Origin of the sequence: Microbacterium sp. gxy059 (assembly GCF_050958665.1) — a bacterium.
GTDB lineage: Bacteria > Actinomycetota > Actinomycetes > Actinomycetales > Microbacteriaceae > Microbacterium.
Window position 1 is genome coordinate 1 of the sequence record NZ_JAMXWT010000009.1, and the last position, 19,046, is coordinate 19,046.

14 protein-coding genes are annotated in these 19,046 nt (G+C 72.9%); 3 read left to right on the top strand and 11 right to left on the bottom strand.

The features are described from left to right. Nucleotides 1–125: 125 nt before the first annotated feature. Complete coding sequence (locus tag NHL53_RS07100) at nt 126–1,412, bottom strand: sensor histidine kinase (RefSeq protein ID WP_433776160.1); 1,287 nt, start codon at nt 1,410–1,412, stop codon at nt 126–128. 629 nt (nt 1,413–2,041) lie between these two features. Between NHL53_RS07100 and NHL53_RS07105 the strand changes: the two genes are divergently transcribed. Next, a complete protein-coding gene (locus NHL53_RS07105; RefSeq protein ID WP_433776161.1) occupies nt 2,042–2,542 on the top strand; it encodes a VOC family protein in 501 nt (166 codons plus the stop codon). 63 nt (nt 2,543–2,605) lie between these two features. Here the strand turns inward: NHL53_RS07105 and NHL53_RS07110 are convergent, their stop codons facing one another. The 4 genes from NHL53_RS07110 to NHL53_RS07125 all read right to left on the bottom strand — a co-directional run bounded on the left by NHL53_RS07110 (nt 2,606) and on the right by NHL53_RS07125 (nt 6,187). Further along, a complete protein-coding gene (locus NHL53_RS07110) occupies nt 2,606–3,217 on the bottom strand; it encodes an NADPH-dependent FMN reductase (RefSeq protein ID WP_433776162.1) in 612 nt (203 codons plus the stop codon). 293 nt (nt 3,218–3,510) lie between these two features. Beyond that, a complete protein-coding gene (locus NHL53_RS07115) occupies nt 3,511–4,182 on the bottom strand; it encodes a methionine ABC transporter permease (RefSeq protein WP_433776163.1) in 672 nt (223 codons plus the stop codon). Next, on the bottom strand, nt 4,179–5,210 hold the full coding sequence (locus NHL53_RS07120) for a methionine ABC transporter ATP-binding protein (RefSeq protein ID WP_433776164.1): 1,032 nt from the start codon (nt 5,208–5,210) through the stop codon (nt 4,179–4,181). The genes NHL53_RS07115 and NHL53_RS07120 overlap by 4 nt, the downstream gene beginning before the upstream one ends. Before the next feature lie 71 nt (nt 5,211–5,281). After that, nucleotides 5,282–6,187 (bottom strand): MetQ/NlpA family ABC transporter substrate-binding protein, encoded by a 906-nt coding sequence (locus NHL53_RS07125; protein WP_433776165.1) that lies wholly within the window; start codon nt 6,185–6,187, stop codon nt 5,282–5,284. A gap of 183 nt (nt 6,188–6,370) precedes the next feature. Here NHL53_RS07125 and NHL53_RS07130 point away from each other — a divergent pair, with 183 nt between their 5' ends. Together NHL53_RS07130 and NHL53_RS07135 are read left to right on the top strand one after the other, a co-directional pair. Beyond that, nucleotides 6,371–7,255 carry an ABC transporter ATP-binding protein gene (locus tag NHL53_RS07130; RefSeq protein ID WP_433776166.1) on the top strand — a complete coding sequence of 295 codons (885 nt, stop codon included), beginning with the start codon at nt 6,371–6,373 and terminating at the stop codon, nt 7,253–7,255. After that, entirely contained in the window at nt 7,252–8,352 is a 1,101-nt protein-coding gene (locus NHL53_RS07135; RefSeq protein WP_433776167.1) for an ABC transporter permease, read from the top strand. The genes NHL53_RS07130 and NHL53_RS07135 overlap by 4 nt, the downstream gene beginning before the upstream one ends. Nucleotides 8,353–8,542: 190 nt before the next feature. On the opposite strand, the gene NHL53_RS07140 is transcribed toward NHL53_RS07135, so the two are convergent. The 6 genes from NHL53_RS07140 to NHL53_RS07165 form a co-directional block, all read right to left on the bottom strand. Further along, nucleotides 8,543–10,339, bottom strand: coding sequence for a hypothetical protein (locus NHL53_RS07140; RefSeq protein ID WP_433776168.1), 1,797 nt, complete (start codon nt 10,337–10,339; stop codon nt 8,543–8,545). Between the two features lie 86 nt (nt 10,340–10,425). Next, on the bottom strand, nt 10,426–12,630 hold the full coding sequence (locus tag NHL53_RS07145; RefSeq protein ID WP_433776169.1) for an ATP-dependent Clp protease ATP-binding subunit: 2,205 nt from the start codon (nt 12,628–12,630) through the stop codon (nt 10,426–10,428). 322 nt (nt 12,631–12,952) lie between these two features. Then, on the bottom strand, nt 12,953–13,702 hold the full coding sequence (locus NHL53_RS07150; RefSeq protein WP_433776170.1) for an SDR family NAD(P)-dependent oxidoreductase: 750 nt from the start codon (nt 13,700–13,702) through the stop codon (nt 12,953–12,955). A gap of 283 nt (nt 13,703–13,985) precedes the next feature. Then, on the bottom strand, nt 13,986–15,671 hold the full coding sequence (locus NHL53_RS07155; RefSeq protein WP_433776171.1) for a glycosyltransferase: 1,686 nt from the start codon (nt 15,669–15,671) through the stop codon (nt 13,986–13,988). Further along, complete coding sequence (locus tag NHL53_RS07160) at nt 15,668–16,855, bottom strand: glycosyltransferase (RefSeq protein WP_433776172.1); 1,188 nt, start codon at nt 16,853–16,855, stop codon at nt 15,668–15,670. The genes NHL53_RS07155 and NHL53_RS07160 overlap by 4 nt, the downstream gene beginning before the upstream one ends. A gap of 595 nt (nt 16,856–17,450) precedes the next feature. Continuing rightward, nucleotides 17,451–18,878 (bottom strand): CCA tRNA nucleotidyltransferase, encoded by a 1,428-nt coding sequence (locus NHL53_RS07165; protein WP_433776173.1) that lies wholly within the window; start codon nt 18,876–18,878, stop codon nt 17,451–17,453. Between the last annotated feature and the right edge of the window lie 168 nt (nt 18,879–19,046).

Genomic DNA, 19,046 nt, shown 5'->3' on the forward strand with positions numbered 1-19,046 from the left:
GGGGGGCGGGGGGGGGCGCGGGGGGCCCCCCCCCCCCCCCCCCCCCCCCCCCCCCCCCCCCCCCGGCGCCCCCCCCCCCCCCACCACGCTGGCGACGGCCGAGGGCACTCTCACGGATCCGCCCCTCACCCCAGCGGCACGCTCACGCGCACGAGGTAGCCGCCGTCCTCGCGGGGTCGGGCCTCGAGGCGACCGCCCATCGACGTGGCCCGCTCGCGCATGCCGAGCGTGCCGAGACCCGGGCGCGACCCCGCGACGACGCGCCCCGTGTTCGTCACCTCGAGCTCGACCGCGTCGGCGCCGTAGCGGAGTCGCACGTCGACCGTGATGTCGGGGCCGCCGTGGCGCCGCGCGTTCGTCATCGCCTCCTGGGCGATGCGGAACAGGTTCACCTGCGCGAACTCCGGGACAGCGACCGGATCCCCCACCACGCGCAGCGTCGACGGGATCCCCGCGGCGTCCATCGCCCGCACGAGCCGGTCGAGGCTGCCGAGCCCCACCGTCGAGGGCGCCTCGGACTCGTCCTCTCCCCCGCGCAGCGTGTCGAGCAGCCGGTGCAGCTCGTCGATCGCCTCGCGCGCCGATCCCTCGACGGCCGACAGGGCGCGCTTCGACGCCTCGGGATCCGCGTCGATGACCGCCCGAGCGGCTCCCGCCTGCACGCCCATCGCGGAGACGTGATGGGCGACGACGTCGTGCAGCTCCCGCGCGATCCGCACGCGGTCGAGGGCGACGGCCTGCGCCGACGCCAGCTCCTGCTGCTCCTCGAGCTCGCGCGTGCGCTCGGCGAGCGCCTGCCGGTCGATCGCCGCGTCGTAGGCCCGGTTCCCCATGACGAAGGCGCCCGTGTAGAAGACGAGATTGACGAGCCACTGGATGAAGAATCCCGCGACGAGCGGCGACATCGCTCCCGCGACGCCCTCGAGCTCCTCCGGCGGGGTCTCGGCCGCAGCCCGCATCGTGGAGATGAACAGCCAGACGAGCAGCCCAACGATGATGCCGAGCCGCGCGAGCGTCGCCCGCTGCCGGTTCGCCACCCAGGCGCCGATCGTATAGACCGACATGAACATCGCGATCTGGCCCGTGTAGATCTCGGGAACCATCGCCTCCGTGCCGATGACCACGATGAGGTTCGCGACCACCGCCGAGACGATGACGAAGCGGCGCCGGAACGCCAGCGCCGCTGCGAGACCCGCGACGTACAGGAGGCCCCGCCCGACACCGGCGTGCTCTCCGTCGTAGATCCGGGCGAGATCGCTCAGCACGACGCTGATGGATCCGCCCACGAAGATCGCGGCCGCGAGCCAGAGGTCGCTGCGCAGCTGCGCGGGCGCGGGGCCCTCGCGTTCGAGCGCGTGCGGATCCGAGAGCGGGGCGGCGCGGCCCGGGGCCTGGGTCGGGGGAGCGGACATGCCCTCCACGCTATTGCGCGGCCGCCCCTCGCGCCTCCGCCGCGGGACGGATCCGGGATCCCCGGCTCGCGGTTCCGGATCCTCCGCTTGCGGGCCCGCCCCACGGTCGCCCCACCACGCACCCGGCTCGCGGGCATCGGTCGCGCCCCCGTGCCCCCAGCACGAGGCCGTAAGTGGTCACGCCGCGCACCCGGCGCGCGGATATCGGTCGCCACGCCCCGCAGCTCGCGGGCCCCGGATCCGTAGCTCACGGCACTCGGTCACCCCGCCCCGCCCCCGGCTCGCGGGCATCGGTCGTCACGCCCCCGCCCCCGGCTCGCGAGCGGCGCAGAAACTCGCGAGCGGCGCAGAAATCACCCCGAGTATCAGCGCCACTCGCGAAAACCTGCGCCACTCGCGAGCGGGGAGGACCGAGCAGGAGGGCCTCGGCACTCGCGAGCAGGAGGGCACCGGCACCGGGAGCACGATGAGACCACGCCGCGCACGAAACGCCCGCCCCGACCGCAGAGCGCCCCTCCGCAGCGACCCCGGCGCGGACCGGGCGACCCCGCGTGCCTCGCCTCTTGATCCCGCGGCCCCCGCGCGCGATCCTGTGAGGAGCAGCGGTTCCCGTCCAGAAGGAGCGCACCATGTCCACCAGCGTGTTCGTCAACCTCCCGGTCGCCGACCTCGAGCGCTCGAAGGCCTTCTACGCGGCGCTCGGCGCGCGGATCGTGCCCGAGTTCACGGACGAGAACGCCGCCTGCGTGCAGTGGGACGAGAACGTGTTCTTCATGATCCTGCGCACCGACTACTTCGCCACCTTCACCGACCGCCCCATCGCGGGCCCCGAGACGGGGGTGCAGGTGATGACGGCGCTCAGCCGCGACTCGAAGGAGCACGTCGCGGAGACCCGAGAGCGGGTGCTCGCGTCGGGCGGCGGCGAGAACAGGCCCCCGCAGGATCTGGGGTTCATGACGCAGATCTCGATGACGGATCCCGACGGCCACATCCTCGAGTTCATGTGGATGGAGCCGGTCGCCGCCGAGAAGGGCCCGGAGGCGTTCTTCGCCGAGCCCGACCACGACAACCCCGAGGCGAACGATCCGTACGCCGACGCCGAGGAGGAGGGCTGGCCCGCCCGGGACTGAGAGAGGACTCCGGCGGGCCGCCGGGCCGGCACGCCGCGGAGGCTGCCGGCCCGGATCCGCGCGTCAGGCCGCGTACGCCTTCTGCACGCGCCCCACGAGCGTGAGGAACGCGTCGAGGTAGCCCTGGAGGAACTGCTTCGTGCCCTCGTTCGAGATCTCGCCCTCGTCGTCGATGAGGCCGGGGGTGATCTGGATGAAGCCCTCGGGCTGGCCCATGACGATGGCGTTCACGTGGCTGAGCACGGCCTTGAGGTGCTGCTGCGCGGCGGCCGTCGCGATGCCGCCGGGGGAGGCCCCGATGACCGCGACGGGGGTGCCGCCGAACGAGAAGTCGCCGTAGGGACGGCTCGCCCACTCGATCGCGTTCTTCAGCACGCCCGGGATGGAGCGGTTGTACTCGGGCGTCGCGATGATGACGCCGTCGACGCCCTCGATCGCGCTCTTGAAGTCGCGTGCGACCTGCGGGAAGTCGGCCTCGAGATCGGTCGAGAAGAACGGCAGGTCCCTGATCGGGATCTCCACGAGCTCGACGCCCTCCGGCGCGAGGCGCACGAGCGCGCCCATGAGGCGGCGGTTGAGGGACTGGCTGCCGATGGAACCGACGATGTACCCGATCCTGGTCACGGATGAACCTCCTGAGAGTGCCTGCGGACACGGCACGACGCTCGTGTCCATGCACGTGAAAGCACTTCGGCGGCCGAGGTATTCCCGCCGCGCCGGATCGGATCCGCCGGGCGGCGCAGGAGCCGACGCCCGCGATCGCCGCCCGCGCCCGGCCACCCCCGCCCGCGAGCGGCGCAGAAACTCACGAGTGGCGCAGAAAACCAGCCGAACATCTGCGCCACTCACGAAGATCTGCGCCACTCGCGAGCCAGAGCCCCGAGCAGCACTCGCAAGCCGGAGGCCCCGGGCGACGCACCCGACCCCGGGATCCGCCAAGCCCGACCGAGCCCGCCCGGCCCCGGCCGTCAGCGGCGCAGCACCCGGCGGGCGAGGAAGTTGCCGAGCCCCTGCACGATCTGCGTCACGATGATGATCATCACGAGCGCGGCGATGATCACGACCCAGTCCTGCTGGCGGTGGCCGTAGGCGATCGCGTAGTTTCCGATGCCCGTGCCGCCGATCATGCCCGCGACCGCCGACATGTCGATGATCGCGATCGTCGCGAACGCGTAGCCCAGCAGCAGCGGGCCGAGGCCCTCGGGCAGCAGCACCGTGAGGATGATCCGCCACGTGCCGGCGCCCGTCGAGCGCGCCGCCTCGATGACGCCCGGATCCACCGTCACGAGGTTCTGCTCGACGATGCGCGCGACGCCGAACGTCGCCGCCACGGAGATCGCGAAGATCGCGGCGGGGTTGCCGATGCCGACGCCGATCACGTAGCGGGCGAGCGGCTGCAGCGCGGCGAGCAGGATGATGAACGGGATCGGCCGGAACGTGTTGACGAGGAACCCGAGCACCGCGTTCACGACCGGCTGCGGACGGATCCCCCCGCGCCGCGTGACCGTCAGGGCGGTGCCGATGACGAGGCCCGCGGACCCGCCGATGAGCAGCGACAGGGCCACGACCCACAGGGTGATGCCGGTCTGCTCCAGCAGCGTCGGCCAGATGTCTCCGACCTGCTCGACGATCTCGCTCATGCCGCCACCTCCTGCACCGTGACGCCCGGGCCCACGCCCGCGAGCGCGCTCGCCACCGCCTCGTCGGATCCGCGCACCGCGATCGTCAGCAGCCCGTACACGCGACCCTGGATGTCGTCGACGCCGCCGTGCACGAGGTGGAAGTCGACCCCCGCGCGGGCGAGCGCCCCGAACACGCGCGCCTCGCTCGCGCCCTCGTCCGAGAACGAGATCGTGAACAGCCGTCCGTCGGTCTTCTCCCGCAGCGTCGCGAGCGCGTCGCCCTCGGGGAGAGCCCGGACGACCGTGCGCACGAACCGGCGCGACGTGTCGGTCTGCGGGTTCGTGAACACGTCGTACGTGTCGCCCGTCTCGACGACGCGGCCCTTCTCCATCACCGCGACGCGGGTCGCGATGCGGGCGATCACGTCCATCTCGTGCGTGATGACGACGATCGTCAGGCCCAGCTCCTGGTTGACCCGCGCGAGCAGGTCGAGCACCTCGTCGGTCGTCTCGGGGTCGAGGGCGCTCGTCGCCTCGTCGGCGAGGAGGATGCCGGGGCGCGCCGCGAGCGCGCGGGCGATGCCGACGCGCTGCTGCTGACCGCCGGAGAGCTGCTCCGGATAGGCGTCGGCCTTGTCGGCGAGCCCCACGAAGTCGAGCATCTCCGCGACGCGGGCGCGGCGCTCGGCGCGGGGCACCCCGGCGACCTCGAGCGGATAGGCGACGTTGCCCGCGATCGTGCGGGAGCGCAGCAGGTTGAACCGCTGGAAGATCATGCCGATGCCCTGGCGCACCGCGCGCAGCCGGCGCTCCGGCAGCGTCACGAGGTCGGTGCCGTCGACCTCGATGGATCCGCCCGTCACGGGCTCGAGGCCGTTGATCAGCCGCACGAGGGTCGACTTGCCGGCGCCCGAGTAGCCGATGATGCCGAACACCTCGCCGCGGTCGACCGTCAGCGAGACGTCGTCGACGGCCGTCACGGCGGATCCGCCCCTGCGCTGCGGGGGATAGGTCTTCGAGACGTGGGACAGCGTGATGTGCGCCATGGATGCTCCCGCCTGATCAGCACGATGCGCGGGCGGATGGGATCCGCCCGCGCACCATTGTGGTCGATCGGTCAGCCGGCCGACTGGATGTCCGCCTGCACGTCGGCGAGGACCTCCTGCAGCTCCTCGGCCGGGTTAGTCGCGAAGACCGCCGTGCCGCCCGCGCTCTCCTGCACGAGCTCGAGGGTCTTCTCGTCGGTCTGGTAGATCTCGACGAGCTTGTTCAGCACCTCGTTGTCGACGTCGTCGGCCTTGACCGCGAAGATGTTGATGTACGGCACGGCGTCGGGGTCGGACGGGTCGTCCTGCGCGATCGCGTCCTCGCCCGTGAGGCCGGCGTTGTCGAGGAAGTCGTTGTTGATGATCGCCGCCGCCACGTCGGGGAGCGACGTGCCGACGAGCGAGGCGTCGAGCGCCTCGACCGACACGCGCGAGTCCTCCTCGACGATGTCCTCGAGCGTCGAGAAGGCGGTGCCGCCGCCGTCGAGCGAGATGAGCCCGGCCGACTGCAGCACGAGCAGGCCGCGCGCCTGGTTGGTCGTGTCGTTCGGCACGATGACGGTCTCGCCGTCGGGGATGTCCTCGGGGGAGTCGTACTTATCGGAGTACAGGCCGAGGGGGTAGATCTCGGTCGCGCCGATGGGCTGCAGGTCGTCGCCCGCGGCCTCGTTGTGGTCGGCGAGGTAGAGGATGTGCTGGAACTTGTTGATGTCCAGCTCGCCCGCCGCGAGCGCGGGGTTGGGCTGCGTGTACTCGGTGAAGTCGACGAGCTCGATGTGGATGTCCTCCGCCTCGGCGGCCTCCTCGAACGCGCCCCAGTAGGCCTCGCTCTTGCCGACGACGCCGATCTTGACGGGACGGTCCTCGGTGCCGAGCTCCTCGGAGGCGGCGGGGTCGTCGGATCCGGAGGCGCATCCAGCGAGGGCGAGGGCGCCGACTGCGGCGAGCGCCGCGAGGGAACGAAGGGGACGGGACATGTGATGCTCCTTGCTGTGGGGATCCCACGATAGGCACGCGCTCTTCCCGCCCGGAAACCGGGATGACACAGAAGGCAACGTCGGTCTCCTCCACCCTGCGGGGGAGGGGACCCGCCTCCGCGGCGCGAGGATCCGCCGCACGGCGGATGCGGAGCCCGCCGGGTGATCCGTAGCGTCGGAGGCATGCTCGAACTCAGCGGTGTGACCAAGCGCTTCGGCGAGCGCCTCGCCCTCGATGACGTGTCGTTCCAGGTGGCGCCCGGCCGCCTCACGGGATTCGTCGGCGGCAACGGCGCTGGCAAGACCACGACTATGCGGATCATCCTCGGTCTGCTCTCGCGCGACGGGGGAGAGGTGACGCTCGACGGCGCGCCCCTCGGTCCGGATGCGCGCCGCACCTTCGGCTACATGCCGGAGGAGCGCGGCCTCTACGCGAAGATGAAGGTGCTCGAGCAGATCACCTATCTCGCGCGCCTGCACGGCTTCGACAAGCGCGGGGCGACCCGCAGGGCGGAGGAGATCCTCGACCGCCTCGGCCTCGGCGAGCGCCTGAACGACGACGTGCAGGATCTGTCGCTCGGCAACCAGCAGCGCGCGCAGATCGCGGCGGCCCTCGTGCACGGGCCGAAGGTGCTGATCCTCGACGAGCCCTTCAGCGGTCTCGACCCCATGGCGGTCGAGACGGTGCTGCAGGTGCTGCAGGAGCACGCCTCGGCCGGATCCTCCGTGCTGTTCTCGTCGCACCAGCTCGACGTCGTCGAGCGCCTCTGCGACGACCTCGTCATCATCGCCGGCGGATCCGTCGCGGCACGCGGCACGCGCGAGCAGCTGCGCGACGAGCACTCGCCCGACCGCTACGAGATCGCGACCGAGGGCGACGCCGGATGGCTCCGGGAGGAGCCGGGCGTCGTCGTCGTCGACTTCTCGGCCGGCCAGGCCGTGTTCGAGGTCGACGCCCCCGAGACGGCGCAGCGCGTGCTGCGCCGCGCGTCCGACCTCGCCCCCGTGACCGCCTTCGGCAGGCAGCGTCCCTCTCTCGCCCAGATCTTCCAGGAGGTCGTCCGATGAATCCCCAGCCCACCGCCCTCAGCACCGCGCAGGGCGCCGTGCTCGTCGCCGAGCGCGAGGTCACGACGCGGCTGCGCAGCAAGGCGTTCCTCATCACCACGGCGATCTTCGTCTTCGGCATCCTCGCCGCGATCATCGTCATGCACTTCGTGAGCAGCGGGGAGAGCACCACCTCCGTCGCCGCCCAGGGGGAGGCCGCCCAGACGCTCGAGCAGGTCGACGGCTTCGAGGTCACCCCGGTCGACGGCCGCGACGAGGCCGAGCAGCTGGTCGTCGACGGCGAGGTCGAGGCGGCCGTGCTGCCCGACGACGCCTCGCCGACCGGTCTCGCCGTCATCGCGGACACGGAGGCGCCGAGCGTGCTCCTCGAGGTGCTGTCGCAGTCGCCGTCGGTCGAGCTGCTCGACCCCGACGGCGGGTGGAGCCCGCTGCGCTACATGATGGGCCTCGCCTTCGGCGTCATCTTCATGACCGCCTGCATGACCTTCGCCCTGCCGGTCGCGACGAGCGTCGTGGAGGAGAAGCAGACGCGCGTGATCGAGATCCTCATCACGGCGATCCCCGCCAGGGCGCTGCTCGCCGGCAAGGTGCTCGGCAACACGGTCCTCGCGCTCGCGCAGATCGTCCTCATCGCGGTGGCCGTCGCCGTGGGGCTCGTGGTGACGGGGCAGACCGACATCCTGCAGGGGCTGGGCACGCCGCTGCTCTGGTTCGCCCTGTTCTTCCTGGCGGGCTTCCTGCTCATCTCGACGCTCTACGCCGCGACGGGCGCGATGGTCTCCCGCCAGGAGGACATCGGTCAGTCGACGATGCCCGTCATGTGGCTCGTGCTCATCCCGTACATGATGGTGATCGTCTTCAGCACGAACCCGATGGTCATGACGATCATGTCGTACGTGCCGTTCTCGGCCCCCGTGTCGATGCCGATCCGGCTGTTCTTCGGCGAGGCCGACTGGTGGGAGCCGGTCGCCTCGATCGCGATCTCGCTCGCGACCTGCCTCGTCGTGATCCTCCTGTCGGCGAAGATCTACGAGAACTCGCTGCTGCGGATGGGATCGCGCGTGAAGCTCGGCGAGGCGCTGCGCGCCGAGCGCTGAGTACGCCGACGGCCCCGCGTCCTCCGAGGAGGGCGCGGGGCCATCTCGCGGGTGCGCCGTGGGAGCGGCAGCGCGGCCCCGCATCCGGTCGACGACGCCGTACGGGCGGCGCAACCACGAGTCCCCAAGTCTTCGTCAAGTCCGGTGCGAATGGGCGCGGACTTCGCGAAGACTTGGGGACCCGACCGGGTCAGTAGGTGATGCTGGCCGCGTCGAGGGTCTGCGAGACGATGTCGTCCGTCAGGCCGTCGGATCCGCACGACACGCGCAGGAACATCGTCGAGTTCGCGTCCATCATGCTGCGCACGTAGAAGCGCTCGTCGAGGTCGACCTGCTCGCCGTCGCTCGTCATCGTGTGCGAGACCTCGTAGACCTGGAAGTCGATCGCGCCCTCCGGCGAGTCGATCGACGCGTAGCCGAGGCCGGACTGGACGTCGGCATCCGTGATCTCGAGCGCCTGCAGGATCACCGGGAAGTCGCCCTCGGTCGCCGAGAAGTCGGTCGACGCGTTCTGGTCGCCCTGCATCCACACGCCCTGGTACGACGAGAACACGCACTGCGCGCCGTCGGGGCTCGCGGCGGCGTTCCACCCTTCCTCGTCGGCCGCGGTGACGTCCCACCCGCTCGGAACCGGGAACTGCCACACCGGCTGAGACGAGAACGGCACCGTGTCGGTGAGCTCGTAGGGGCCGCCTCCGGTCGACGGGTCGGTCTGGCCGCCGTCGTCCGCGGACTCCTCGGCGGCCTCCGTCGCGGGCTCGCCGCCCGCCTCCTCGCCAGCCTCGGCCGCGTCGTCCGCCGCGTCGTCGCCCGGCTCCACGGGGCCCGGCTCCGGGTTCGGGGTGGGCGTCGTGAACGTCTGGCTGATGGCGATCGCGCCGAAGACGCCGCCGCCGATCACGGCGAGTCCTCCGACGATGATGAGCAGCCACACCCACCAGGGCATGCCCTTCTTCTTCGGCGGGGTCGGCCCGCCGGGAGGGTTCCCGTAGCCGCCGGGGCCGCCCGGACCGCCGGGGGGAGTGCCGTAGCCGCCGGGCGGCGGCGCCTGCGGGGGAGCGCCGTAGGGCGAGCCCTGATCCGGCTGTCCCGGGGCGCCGTACGACCCGGCGGGCGGCTGGCCGTAGCCGTTCGCCTGCTGGCCGAGCACCTGGGTCGGCTGCTCGTCGCCCTGCGCCGCGCCGAACGCGACCGTGGGCGCGTCGTGCGGGGCGGATCCGCCGGGCGCGGGCGGCACGTCGCCGAACGCGACGGTCGGGGCGTCCTGCGGAGGCTGCGGGGCGGCGTACGGGTTCTCCGGGGCGGATCCGCCGGGCGCGGCGTCTGGCGCCTCGCCGCCGGGCGCGGGCTGCTCAGGCTGGCGGGCGTACGGCGGCAGATCCTGCCCGCCGCCCTGCGGAGCCGAGGGCTCCGGCGCCTGTCCGCGCTGCGGATCCTGCGACGCGGCGGGGCCCCCGAAGGAGATGGCCGGGTCGTCGTGCGAGGGCGGGGTCTGTCCGCCTGGCGCCTGCTGCCCGGGCGCCGCCCACGGGAACGTCGGGCTCTGCGGCACGTCGGGCGCGCCGCCGGGCTGCGGGGCGCTCGGCGCCGCATACGGGTCGGCCTGCGGGGCGGAGGGCGCCGCGTACGGATCCTGCGCGGGCTGCTGCCCGGCCGCCGGATCCTGCTGTTCGGCCTGCGGCGCGGGCTGTTCGGCCGGCGGCGTCGGCGCCGCGGGCTGGCCGAACGACACGGACGGATCGCCGTGCGGCGGCTCGGGCTGGCGGGCGTACGGCGGCAGGTCCTGCTGCTCACCGTGCGGGGCCTGCGGCGGTTGGCCCGCCTGCGGGTCCTGCGGGGCCGCGGGCTGCCCGGCCGCCGGATCCTGCTGTTCGGCCTGCGGCGCGGGCTGCCCGAAGGCGATGGTCGGGTCGTCGTGCGACGGCGGGTTCTGCGGGTCCGGCGCACCCGGTCCCTCGGGCCGCACGGGCTGGTCGTTGTCGGTCATGTGATCCCCCAATCTGCCCGCCACACTACGCACCCGCCCCGCCGAGGTCACATCTCGGCGGGGCGGGCGGGCAGGGGGAGAGGGGATCAGTCCTCGTCGATGACGGCCTCGATCGCGTGCTCGTCGTCGTCCGTCGGCACGGCCGCCGGGCCCTCGCTCATGAGCACGAGCTGGGTCTGGTCGGCCGAGACGTTGACCGCGACGAGATCGCCATCGCGCACGCCTCCGGAGAGGATCGCCCGGGCGAGGCGGTCCTGGATCTCCTTCTGGATGAGGCGGCGCAGGGGGCGGGCGCCGAACACCGGGTCGTAGCCGCGCTCCGACAGCCAGGCGCGCGCGTCGGGCGTGACCGCGAGCGTGAGGCGACGATCCGCGAGCCGGCGCTGCAGCTGATCCACCTGCAGCTCGACGATCTGCGCGAGGTCGTCCTGGCTCAGCGCGTGGAACACGACGATGTCGTCGAGGCGGTTGACGAACTCGGGCTTGAACGAGCTGTTCACGAGCGTCATGACGCGCTCGCGCTTGTCGTCGGGCGACAGCGTCGGGTCGATGAGGATCGGCGAGCCGATGTTCGACGTGAGGATGAGGATCACGTTCTTGAAGTCGACCGTGCGCCCCTGGCCGTCGGTGAGGCGGCCGTCGTCCATGACCTGCAGCAGCACGTCGAACACCTCGGGGTGCGCCTTCTCGACCTCGTCGAGCAGCACGACCGAGTAGGGGCGACGACGCACGGCCTCGGTCAGCTGTCCGCCCTGGTCGTAGCCGACGTACCCGGGAGGGGCGCCGACGAGGCGGCTCACCGAGTGCTTCTCGCCGTACTCCGACATGTCGATGCGGATCATCGCCTGCTCGTCGTCGAAGAGGAACTCCGCGAGCGACTTCGCCAGCTCGGTCTTGCCGACGCCCGTCGGACCGAGGAACAGGAAGGAACCCGTGGGCCGGTTCGGGTCGCTGATGCCGGCGCGCGAGCGGCGCACGGCGTCGGAGACGGCCTCGACGGCCTCGCGCTGGCCGATGAGGCGCTTGCCGAGCTCGCTCTCGAGGTGCAGCAGCTTCTCCGTCTCGCCCTGCAGGAGGCGCCCGACGGGGATGCCCGTCCACGCCGCGATGACGCTCGCGATGTCCTCGTCGGTGACCTGGTCGCCGACCATGCGCTCGCCCGTCTGCTCGGCCTGCTCCGCCTCCGCGAGCTCTCGCTCGAGGGCGGGGATCTCGGCGTAGAGCAGGCGCGACGCCTTCTCCAGCCGCCCCTCCCGCTGCGCGCGCTCGGCGTCGACCCGCAGGTCGTCGAGGCGCGTGCGGAGGTCTCCGACGCGGTTCAGCGAGTCGCGCTCGGCGTCCCAGCGCTTCTGCAGCTCGGCGAGCTTCTCCTCCTGCTCGGCGAGGGTCGCGCGCAGCGTCGCGAGGCGCTCCTTCGAGGCGGCGTCCTTCTCCTTCTTGAGGGCGAGCTCCTCGAGCTTGAGGCGGTCGACGTGGCGGCTCAGCTCGTCGATCTCGAGCGGGGCGGAGTCGATCTCCATGCGCAGGCGGCTGGCGGCCTCGTCGATGAGGTCGATCGCCTTGTCAGGCAGCTGGCGGCTGGGGATGTAGCGGTGCGAGAGCGACGCGGCCGCGACGAGCGCGCTGTCGCTGATCGTCACCTTGTGGTGCGCCTCGTAGCGCTGCTTGAGGCCGCGGAGGATCGCGATCGTGTCCTCGACGCTCGGCTCGCCCACGTACACCTGCTGGAAGCGGCGCTCGAGCGCGGCGTCCTTCTCGATGAACTCGCGGTACTCGTTGAGGGTCGTGGCGCCGATCATGCGCAGCTCGCCGCGCGCGAGCATGGGCTTGAGCATGTTCGCGGCCGCGACGGATCCCTCTCCGCCGCCCGCGCCCATGAGCACGTGCAGCTCGTCGATGAAGGTGATCACGCGACCCTCGGAGTCGGCGATCTCCTTGAGCACGGCCTTCAGACGCTCCTCGAACTGGCCGCGGTACATCGCGCCGGCCACGAGCGCCGAGATGTCGAGCGCGATGAGCTCGCGCCCCTTGAGGCTCTCGGCCACGTCGCCCGCGACGATGCGCTGGGCGAGGCCCTCGACGACGGCGGTCTTGCCGACGCCGGGCTCGCCGATGAGCACGGGGTTGTTCTTCGTGCGGCGCGTGAGCACCTGGCTGACGCGCCGGATCTCGCCGTCGCGCCCGATCACCGGGTCGAGCTTGCCGTTACGGGCCTGCTCGGTGAGGTTGATGCCGAACTGCTCGAGAGCGCTCTGCTGCTCGTCCTGCTGCGGCACCTGCTGTGTCGCCATGCGTCTCCTCCTGGGGTCAAAGTTGAGTTGGTGTGGCTCAAGTTTAACGCCGGCGAGGAGCGAAGGGAAGAGCGCGACCTGAACGAGTGCCGAGAAATCCCGGATGAGCGGAGCTTTCGGGGGATCCGCGGGGCGGTCCCGGCCGTTTCGCCGACCTGGAGGGACGGCTCGGCGCCCGAGTCGCAGAAACGCACGCCGGGAGGCGCCAGATCGCGCCGTTTCGCAGACCCGGCGAGGGCGATCATCTCCCGGTCGCAGAATCGCACGTCGGGCGATCCAGGATCCGGCGGTTCGTGGCGACACGGGGACGCCGGGATCCCGGTCAGCTCGGCAGGGGGAGGTGGGCGGTGCGTCCGCCGTCGACGACGATGACCTCGCCCGTGAGGAACGCGGAGGCGTCGCTCGCGAGGAACACGACGGCGTCGCCGATGTCGCGGGGCCGGCCGGTGCGGCCCACGGGGTGCAGGGCGTCGAGCGCGGCGCGGGCGCCGTCCGGCAGCTCCGCGAGGTAGGCCTCGCTGAGGTCGGAGTCGATCCACCCCGGTGCGATCGCGTTGCAGCGGATCCCGTCGGCGCCGAGGTCCACGGCGAGCGCGCGGGTCATCCCGTGGATCCCCGCCTTCGTCGCGCTGTACGCCGCGTGCTGCGGGTTGGCGCCGATGCCCTCGATCGACCCGATGTTGACGATCGCGCCGCCGCCGTCGCGGAGGTGGGGGAGCGCGGCCTGCGTCAGGAACAGCGGGGCGCGGAGGTTCAGCGCGACCATGAGATCCCACTCGTCGGGCGAGATCTCGGCCACGGACCGCTCGAACATCGCGCCCGCGTTGTTGACGAGCACGTCGATGCCGCCGAGCCGCTCCGCGACCTCCGCGACGACCCCCGCGTAGGCGGACGGATCCGTCAAGTCGGCGCGCAGCGCCTCGACGCGGGGGTGCTCCCGCAGCACCTCGTCCACGTCGCCCCTCTGCACGATCGCGACGCGGGCGCCCTCCTCGAGGAGCCGATCGACGATCCCGCGGCCGATGCCCCGCCCTCCGCCCGTGACGAGCACTCGCCTGCCCTGCAGGTGCATTCCCGATCCCTTCCGTCGATGCGCGGGTGATCCTCCATCGTCGCAGGGGCGCGGGGGTCGGGCCCGCGGAGCCATCCGGAACCAGCGGGCGGATCCCCGGCGCCCGGCCCGCGGAGCCCGCGATCATCGCCCGTTCGGCGAGGGGCGGGATCGCGAGCGCCCGATGCATGACGACGCCATTCTTCGGCGCGGAGCCGGGATATGGGCGCCCTCCGGGGCATTCGACCGAGATCTGGCGTCGTCGTGCACGAGGGGCGGACGCAGGATCCGCGCCGCGCGCCTCTCAGCCCGCGAGCGCCCGCCGGTAGACGGCGACCATCGCGTCGGTGCGGGACGACTGGCGGAACTCGCGGACCACGCGCTCCGCCGGGCGCGGCGCGCGGCCGTTCCGCAGGTCGCGGACGGCGACGCGCAGCGCATCGGCGAGGGCGGCGACGCGCGCCGGCTCCTCGGCTGCGGGCTCGACGCGCCACACGCCGCCGCCCATCTCGTCGGCGATGTCGGGGTCGCTGACGATCGCGGGCGTGCCGAGGCACGCGGCCTCGAAGGGCGTCATGCCCTGCGTCTCGAAGCCGATCGAGGTCTGCACGAGCGCATCGGCCGCGCGCACGCGGGCGAGGGTCTCCCGGTAGGGAAGGCGTCCGAGGAAGTCCACGCGCCCGGCGATCCCGCGCGCCGCGACGAGGCGGCGGGCGGCGGCAAGCTCGAAGCCCGCCCCGATCACCTCCGCGCGCGCGTCGGCGCCAGACGCGGCGAGCGCCTCGAGGAACGGCAGGAGCCGCTTCTCGGGGCTCATCCGCCCGACCCACACGAGGCGCACGGGGGCCGCGGGCCCGTCCGGAGCGCCCGATCCGGATCCGCCTCCCGGGCCGCCGCCGGCGTCCGATCCGACTCCGCCGGACTCGGAACCGTGCGCGTCGGGATCCTCGCTCCGCGCGACGCCCTCCGCGCCCGACTCGGCTCCCGACCCCGTGGATCCGCCGGGCGCGCGGCGCGGATCCCCCGGACGCGCACGCCCCGGGGCGCCCGATCCGGACCCGCCGCCCTCGGAACCACGCACATCCGGATCCTCGCTCCGCGCGACGCCCGCCTGCTCGCCCGGCGCGCCCGACCCGGACCCGCCGCCCTCGGAACCACGCACATCCGGATCCTCGCTCCGCGCGACGCCCGCCTGCTCGCCCGGCGCGCCCGACCCGGTCCCGCCGCCCTCGCGACCGCGCACATCCGGATCCTCGCTCCGCGCGACGCCCGCCTGCTCGCCCGCCGCCCCCGCGGATCCGCCGCCGAGGTCCGCGAGCACGCCGTCGTCGATGCCGTTCCACACCACGTCGACCGGCCGGAACACCCCGTGCTCCTCGAGGCGGCGCGCGAAGTGCGCCGACGGCGCCGTCACCGCCGCCGCCCGCGAGGCGAGGCCCGCGAGGTGCGCCCACCCGTCGTCGCCCGGCCCGGAGCCCGGCAGCTGCCACCTGCGCCACGCATTGAGCGCCCGCAGCACGAGCCGCGGGGCGGGGGTCGTCGCCTCGATCCCCGCGTCGACCCTGTTGTGCATCGTGATGACGAGGGGGATCCCGGCCCGCTCCGCGAAGCGGACGCCGAGGAACGCCCCCCAGAAGTCCGCCTGCACGTGCACGACGTCGGGGAGAGGCGCGCCGCGGGCCACGCGGCGCGCGATCCCCTCGTCGACCGCGCGGTCGGCGCGGGATCCGGGCCAGACGAACGCGTACTCGCGATCCGTCGGCACGGGGATCGACGGGATGTCGACGTACGCCTCGTCGCCCGCGCCCGGCAGGTCGCGGCCGTGACGGCGGGGCGCGACGACCGTCACGGTGTGGCCGAGGCGCTCGAGGAAGCGCCGCTGCAGGCGCATCGCGACCTGCGCGCCGCCCGACGTCTCGACGTGCTGGTCGGCGAAGAGCACGACGTGCAGCGGGCGCTCCGCCCCGTCGACGTCGCCCGCGCCGATCATGCCGGCAGCGGCTCTCCGCGGTAGAGCGACTCGAACGTGTCGAGCGTGCGCCCGATGTCGTGCATCGAGACGAGCTCGAGCGAGGCCCGCTGCATCCGCTCGCGGCGCTCGGGAGAGAGCGCCAGCACCTCGGCGAGCCGCGCGGCGAGCGCGTCGACGTCGCCCGGCGGGAAGAGGAATCCGTTCTCGCCGTCCGAGACGAGGTGCGGCAGCGCGACGGCGTCGGCGGCGACGATCGGGAGGCCGGAGGCCATCGCCTCCATCGTCGCGATCGACTGCAGCTCGGCGATCGACGCGATCGCGAACACGGATCCGCGGGTCAGCGCGGCGCGCAGCTCCTCGTCGGTCGTGTGGCCGAGGAACGAGACGCGGTCGCTGATCCCCAGCTCGGTCGCGAGGGCTTCGAGCGCCGCCCGCTGGTCGCCGTCTCCGACGATGTCGACCGCGGTCTCGAGCGCCGGGTCGAGCTGGGCGACGGCGCGGAGCAGCACGTCGATGCGCTTCTCGCTCGTGAGCCGGCCCACGAACACGACGCGGTTCTCGTCGCGCGGCGTCAGGTCGGCCGTGTACTGCGTCATGTCGATGCCGCAGCTGACCGGCACGACGCCCGCGACGTCGATCGTCGACTCGAGGAAGTCGGCGGCCTTGCGCGTCGGGGTCGTCACGGCGGCGCAGAGGTCGAACGTGCGCTTCGCGTCGGCCCACGCCTCGCGCACGAAGATGCGGTTGGCCCACTCCGGCATGCGCGTGAAGTCGAGGATGTTCTCGGCCATCGTGTGGTTCGTCGCGATCACCGGGATCCCGCGCTTGCGCGCCTCCCTCGCGAGGCCGCGGCCGATGACGATGTGCGACTGGATGTGCACGACGTCAGGGCGCACGCGGTCGAGCACCTTCCGCGCGTAGTGCTTCGAGCGCCACGGCCACACGAAGCGCAGCCACTCGTGCCAGGGGAGCGGCACCGACGGCAGGCGATGCACCGTGAGGTCCTCGCCCTCGATGCGCTCGACGCGGGGCGGCTCCTCGCGATGCCGCTGGTTGGGGGCGCTGACGTGCACCTCGTGCCCGCGGGCGACGAGCCCGGCGGCGAGGCGCTCGGCGAAGCGCGCGGCGCCGTTGATGTCGGGCGCGAACGTGTCGCACCCGAGGAGCACTCGGAGGGGACGTTCGTGAGAGGTGGCGGACACGAGCACACACGCTACCGGGCGCGCCCGGCGAATCCCCGGTTCCAGGGTGGAATTCGGGGGTTACCCAGAGAAGATCCCTCCGCAGGACGAGGCTCGGCCGTCTCGCCTCATCCCGGGGAGGGATGCGCGCCCCCGCGAGGCCCTACCGGGGAGGGGCGGGTGCTCGGCGCGCGGGTCGGCGGGATCCGCGGCGGGAGGGCGCTCATGCGGGCGGGCGGATCCCCCGATCCGCTCAGGGCGGCGGATGCGCGTGCGCGGGGTGCGGCGGGCGGATCCGCACGGCGCGGCAGGAGCGCGCTCAGCGGGGTCGGGTCGGCGGACGCGGTGGGATCCGCACAGGTCGGCAGACGAGCGCTCGCGGGAGCGCGCCCAGGCGCGGCGGGCGCGCGTTCGAGAGGAGGGGCGCCCGGGGCGTCGTTCAGGCGCTCGGCGGGTCGGCGGACGCGGCGGGGTCCACGGCGGGGGCGCGTTCGAGCGGAGGGGCACTCGGGGCGGCGCTCGGCGGGAGGGCGCTCAGGCGCGGCGGGCCGCGGGATCCACCCAGGTCAGCAGACGAGCGCTCGCGGGGCGCGCTCAGGCGGGCGTGCGGATCCCCTCAGCTCTGCGCGTCCCACCACGCGAGAAGGCGCCGCTCGGCCTCCTCCTCGCCGATGGGTCCCTCGTCGAGGCGGAGGTCGAGGAGGAAGCGGTACGCCTTCCCCACCTCGGGCCCGGGGGCGATGCCCAGGACCTCCTGGATCCGGTTGCCGTCGAGCTCGGGACGCACGGAGTCGATCTCCTCCTGCTCGCGCAGCTGCACGATGCGGGTCTCGATGTCGTCGTAGGCGCGAGCCAGGCGCAGCGCCTTGCGGCGGTTGCGGGTCGTCACGTCGGCGCGGGTGAGGATGTGCAGCCTCTCCAGCTCCGGCCCCGCGTCGCGCACGTAGCGACGCACGGCCGAGTCGGTCCACGCCCCCTCGGCGTAGCCGAAGAACCGCAGATGCAGCTCGATGAGGCGCGACACCGACTGGATCGTCGCGGTGTCGTACTTCAGCTTCTGCAGGCGCTTCCTCGCCATGCGGGATCCGACGATGTCGTGGTGGTGGAAGGTCACGGCCCCGCCGTCCTCGAGCTTCCGCGTGCGGGGCTTGCCGATGTCGTGCAGCAGGGCGGCGAGGCGCAGCGCCACGTCGGGGTCCGCGCCCGGGTTCCGCTCGCGTTCGAGGTCGATGGCCTGCCGCAGCACCGTGAGGGAGTGCTCGTAGACGTCCTTGTGGTGATGGTGCTCGTCGACCTCGAGCTTGAGCGCCGAGATCTCGGGCAGGAACTCGTCGGCGAGCCCCGTGTCGACCATCGCGCGGATCCCGCGCACGGGGTCGTCGGTCTGCAGCATGCGGTTCAGCTCGGACTGCACCCGCTCGGCGCTGACGATGCCGAGGGATCCGCGCAGGTCGGCGATCGCGTCGCGCGTGCCGTCCTCGACGTCGAAGCCGAGCTGCGCCGAGAAGCGCGCCGCGCGCAGCATGCGCAGCGGGTCGTCGCCGAAGCTCACGCGCGGGTCGATGGGGGTGCGCAGGGTGCCGGCGAGGAGGTCCTCGACGCCGCCGGTCGGGTCGACGAGCCGCACCTCGGGCACGACGAGCGCCATCGCGTTGACCGTGAAGTCGCGGCGGGCGAGGTCGCCCTCCAGCGTGTCGCCGAACTCGACCTGCGGCTTGCGCGTCTCGCCGTCGTAGCTGTCGGCGCGGAAGGTGGTGATCTCGACCTGCTCGCCCCTCACGCGCGCGCCGATCGTGCCGAACGCGCGGCCGATGTCCCACTGGGTGCTGGAGACGGGCGTCACGATCTCGAGGATCCGGTCGGGCCGGGCGTCGGTCGTGAAGTCGAGGTCGTGCGTGGCGCGTCCGAGCAGGGCGTCGCGCACGGGGCCGCCCACGATGGCGAGCTGATGCCCCGCCGCGGCGAACGCGCGGGCGAGCTCGGCGACGACGGGGGACTGCGCGAGGTCGCCGAGGCGCGCCACGCCTTCGGCCATGTTGAGCATGCGCTCCAGGGTAGTCGCGGGCTTCCGGGGGTTCGCTCGGGACGCCGTCGTCCCGCGCCGATGCACGACGACGCCAGAACCCGACCCAAACGCCCCAGAGCCGGGCGGAATGCCGTCACTCCCCAGAAAATGGCGTCGTCGTGCACCGGGGCACCACCTCCCCCGCAG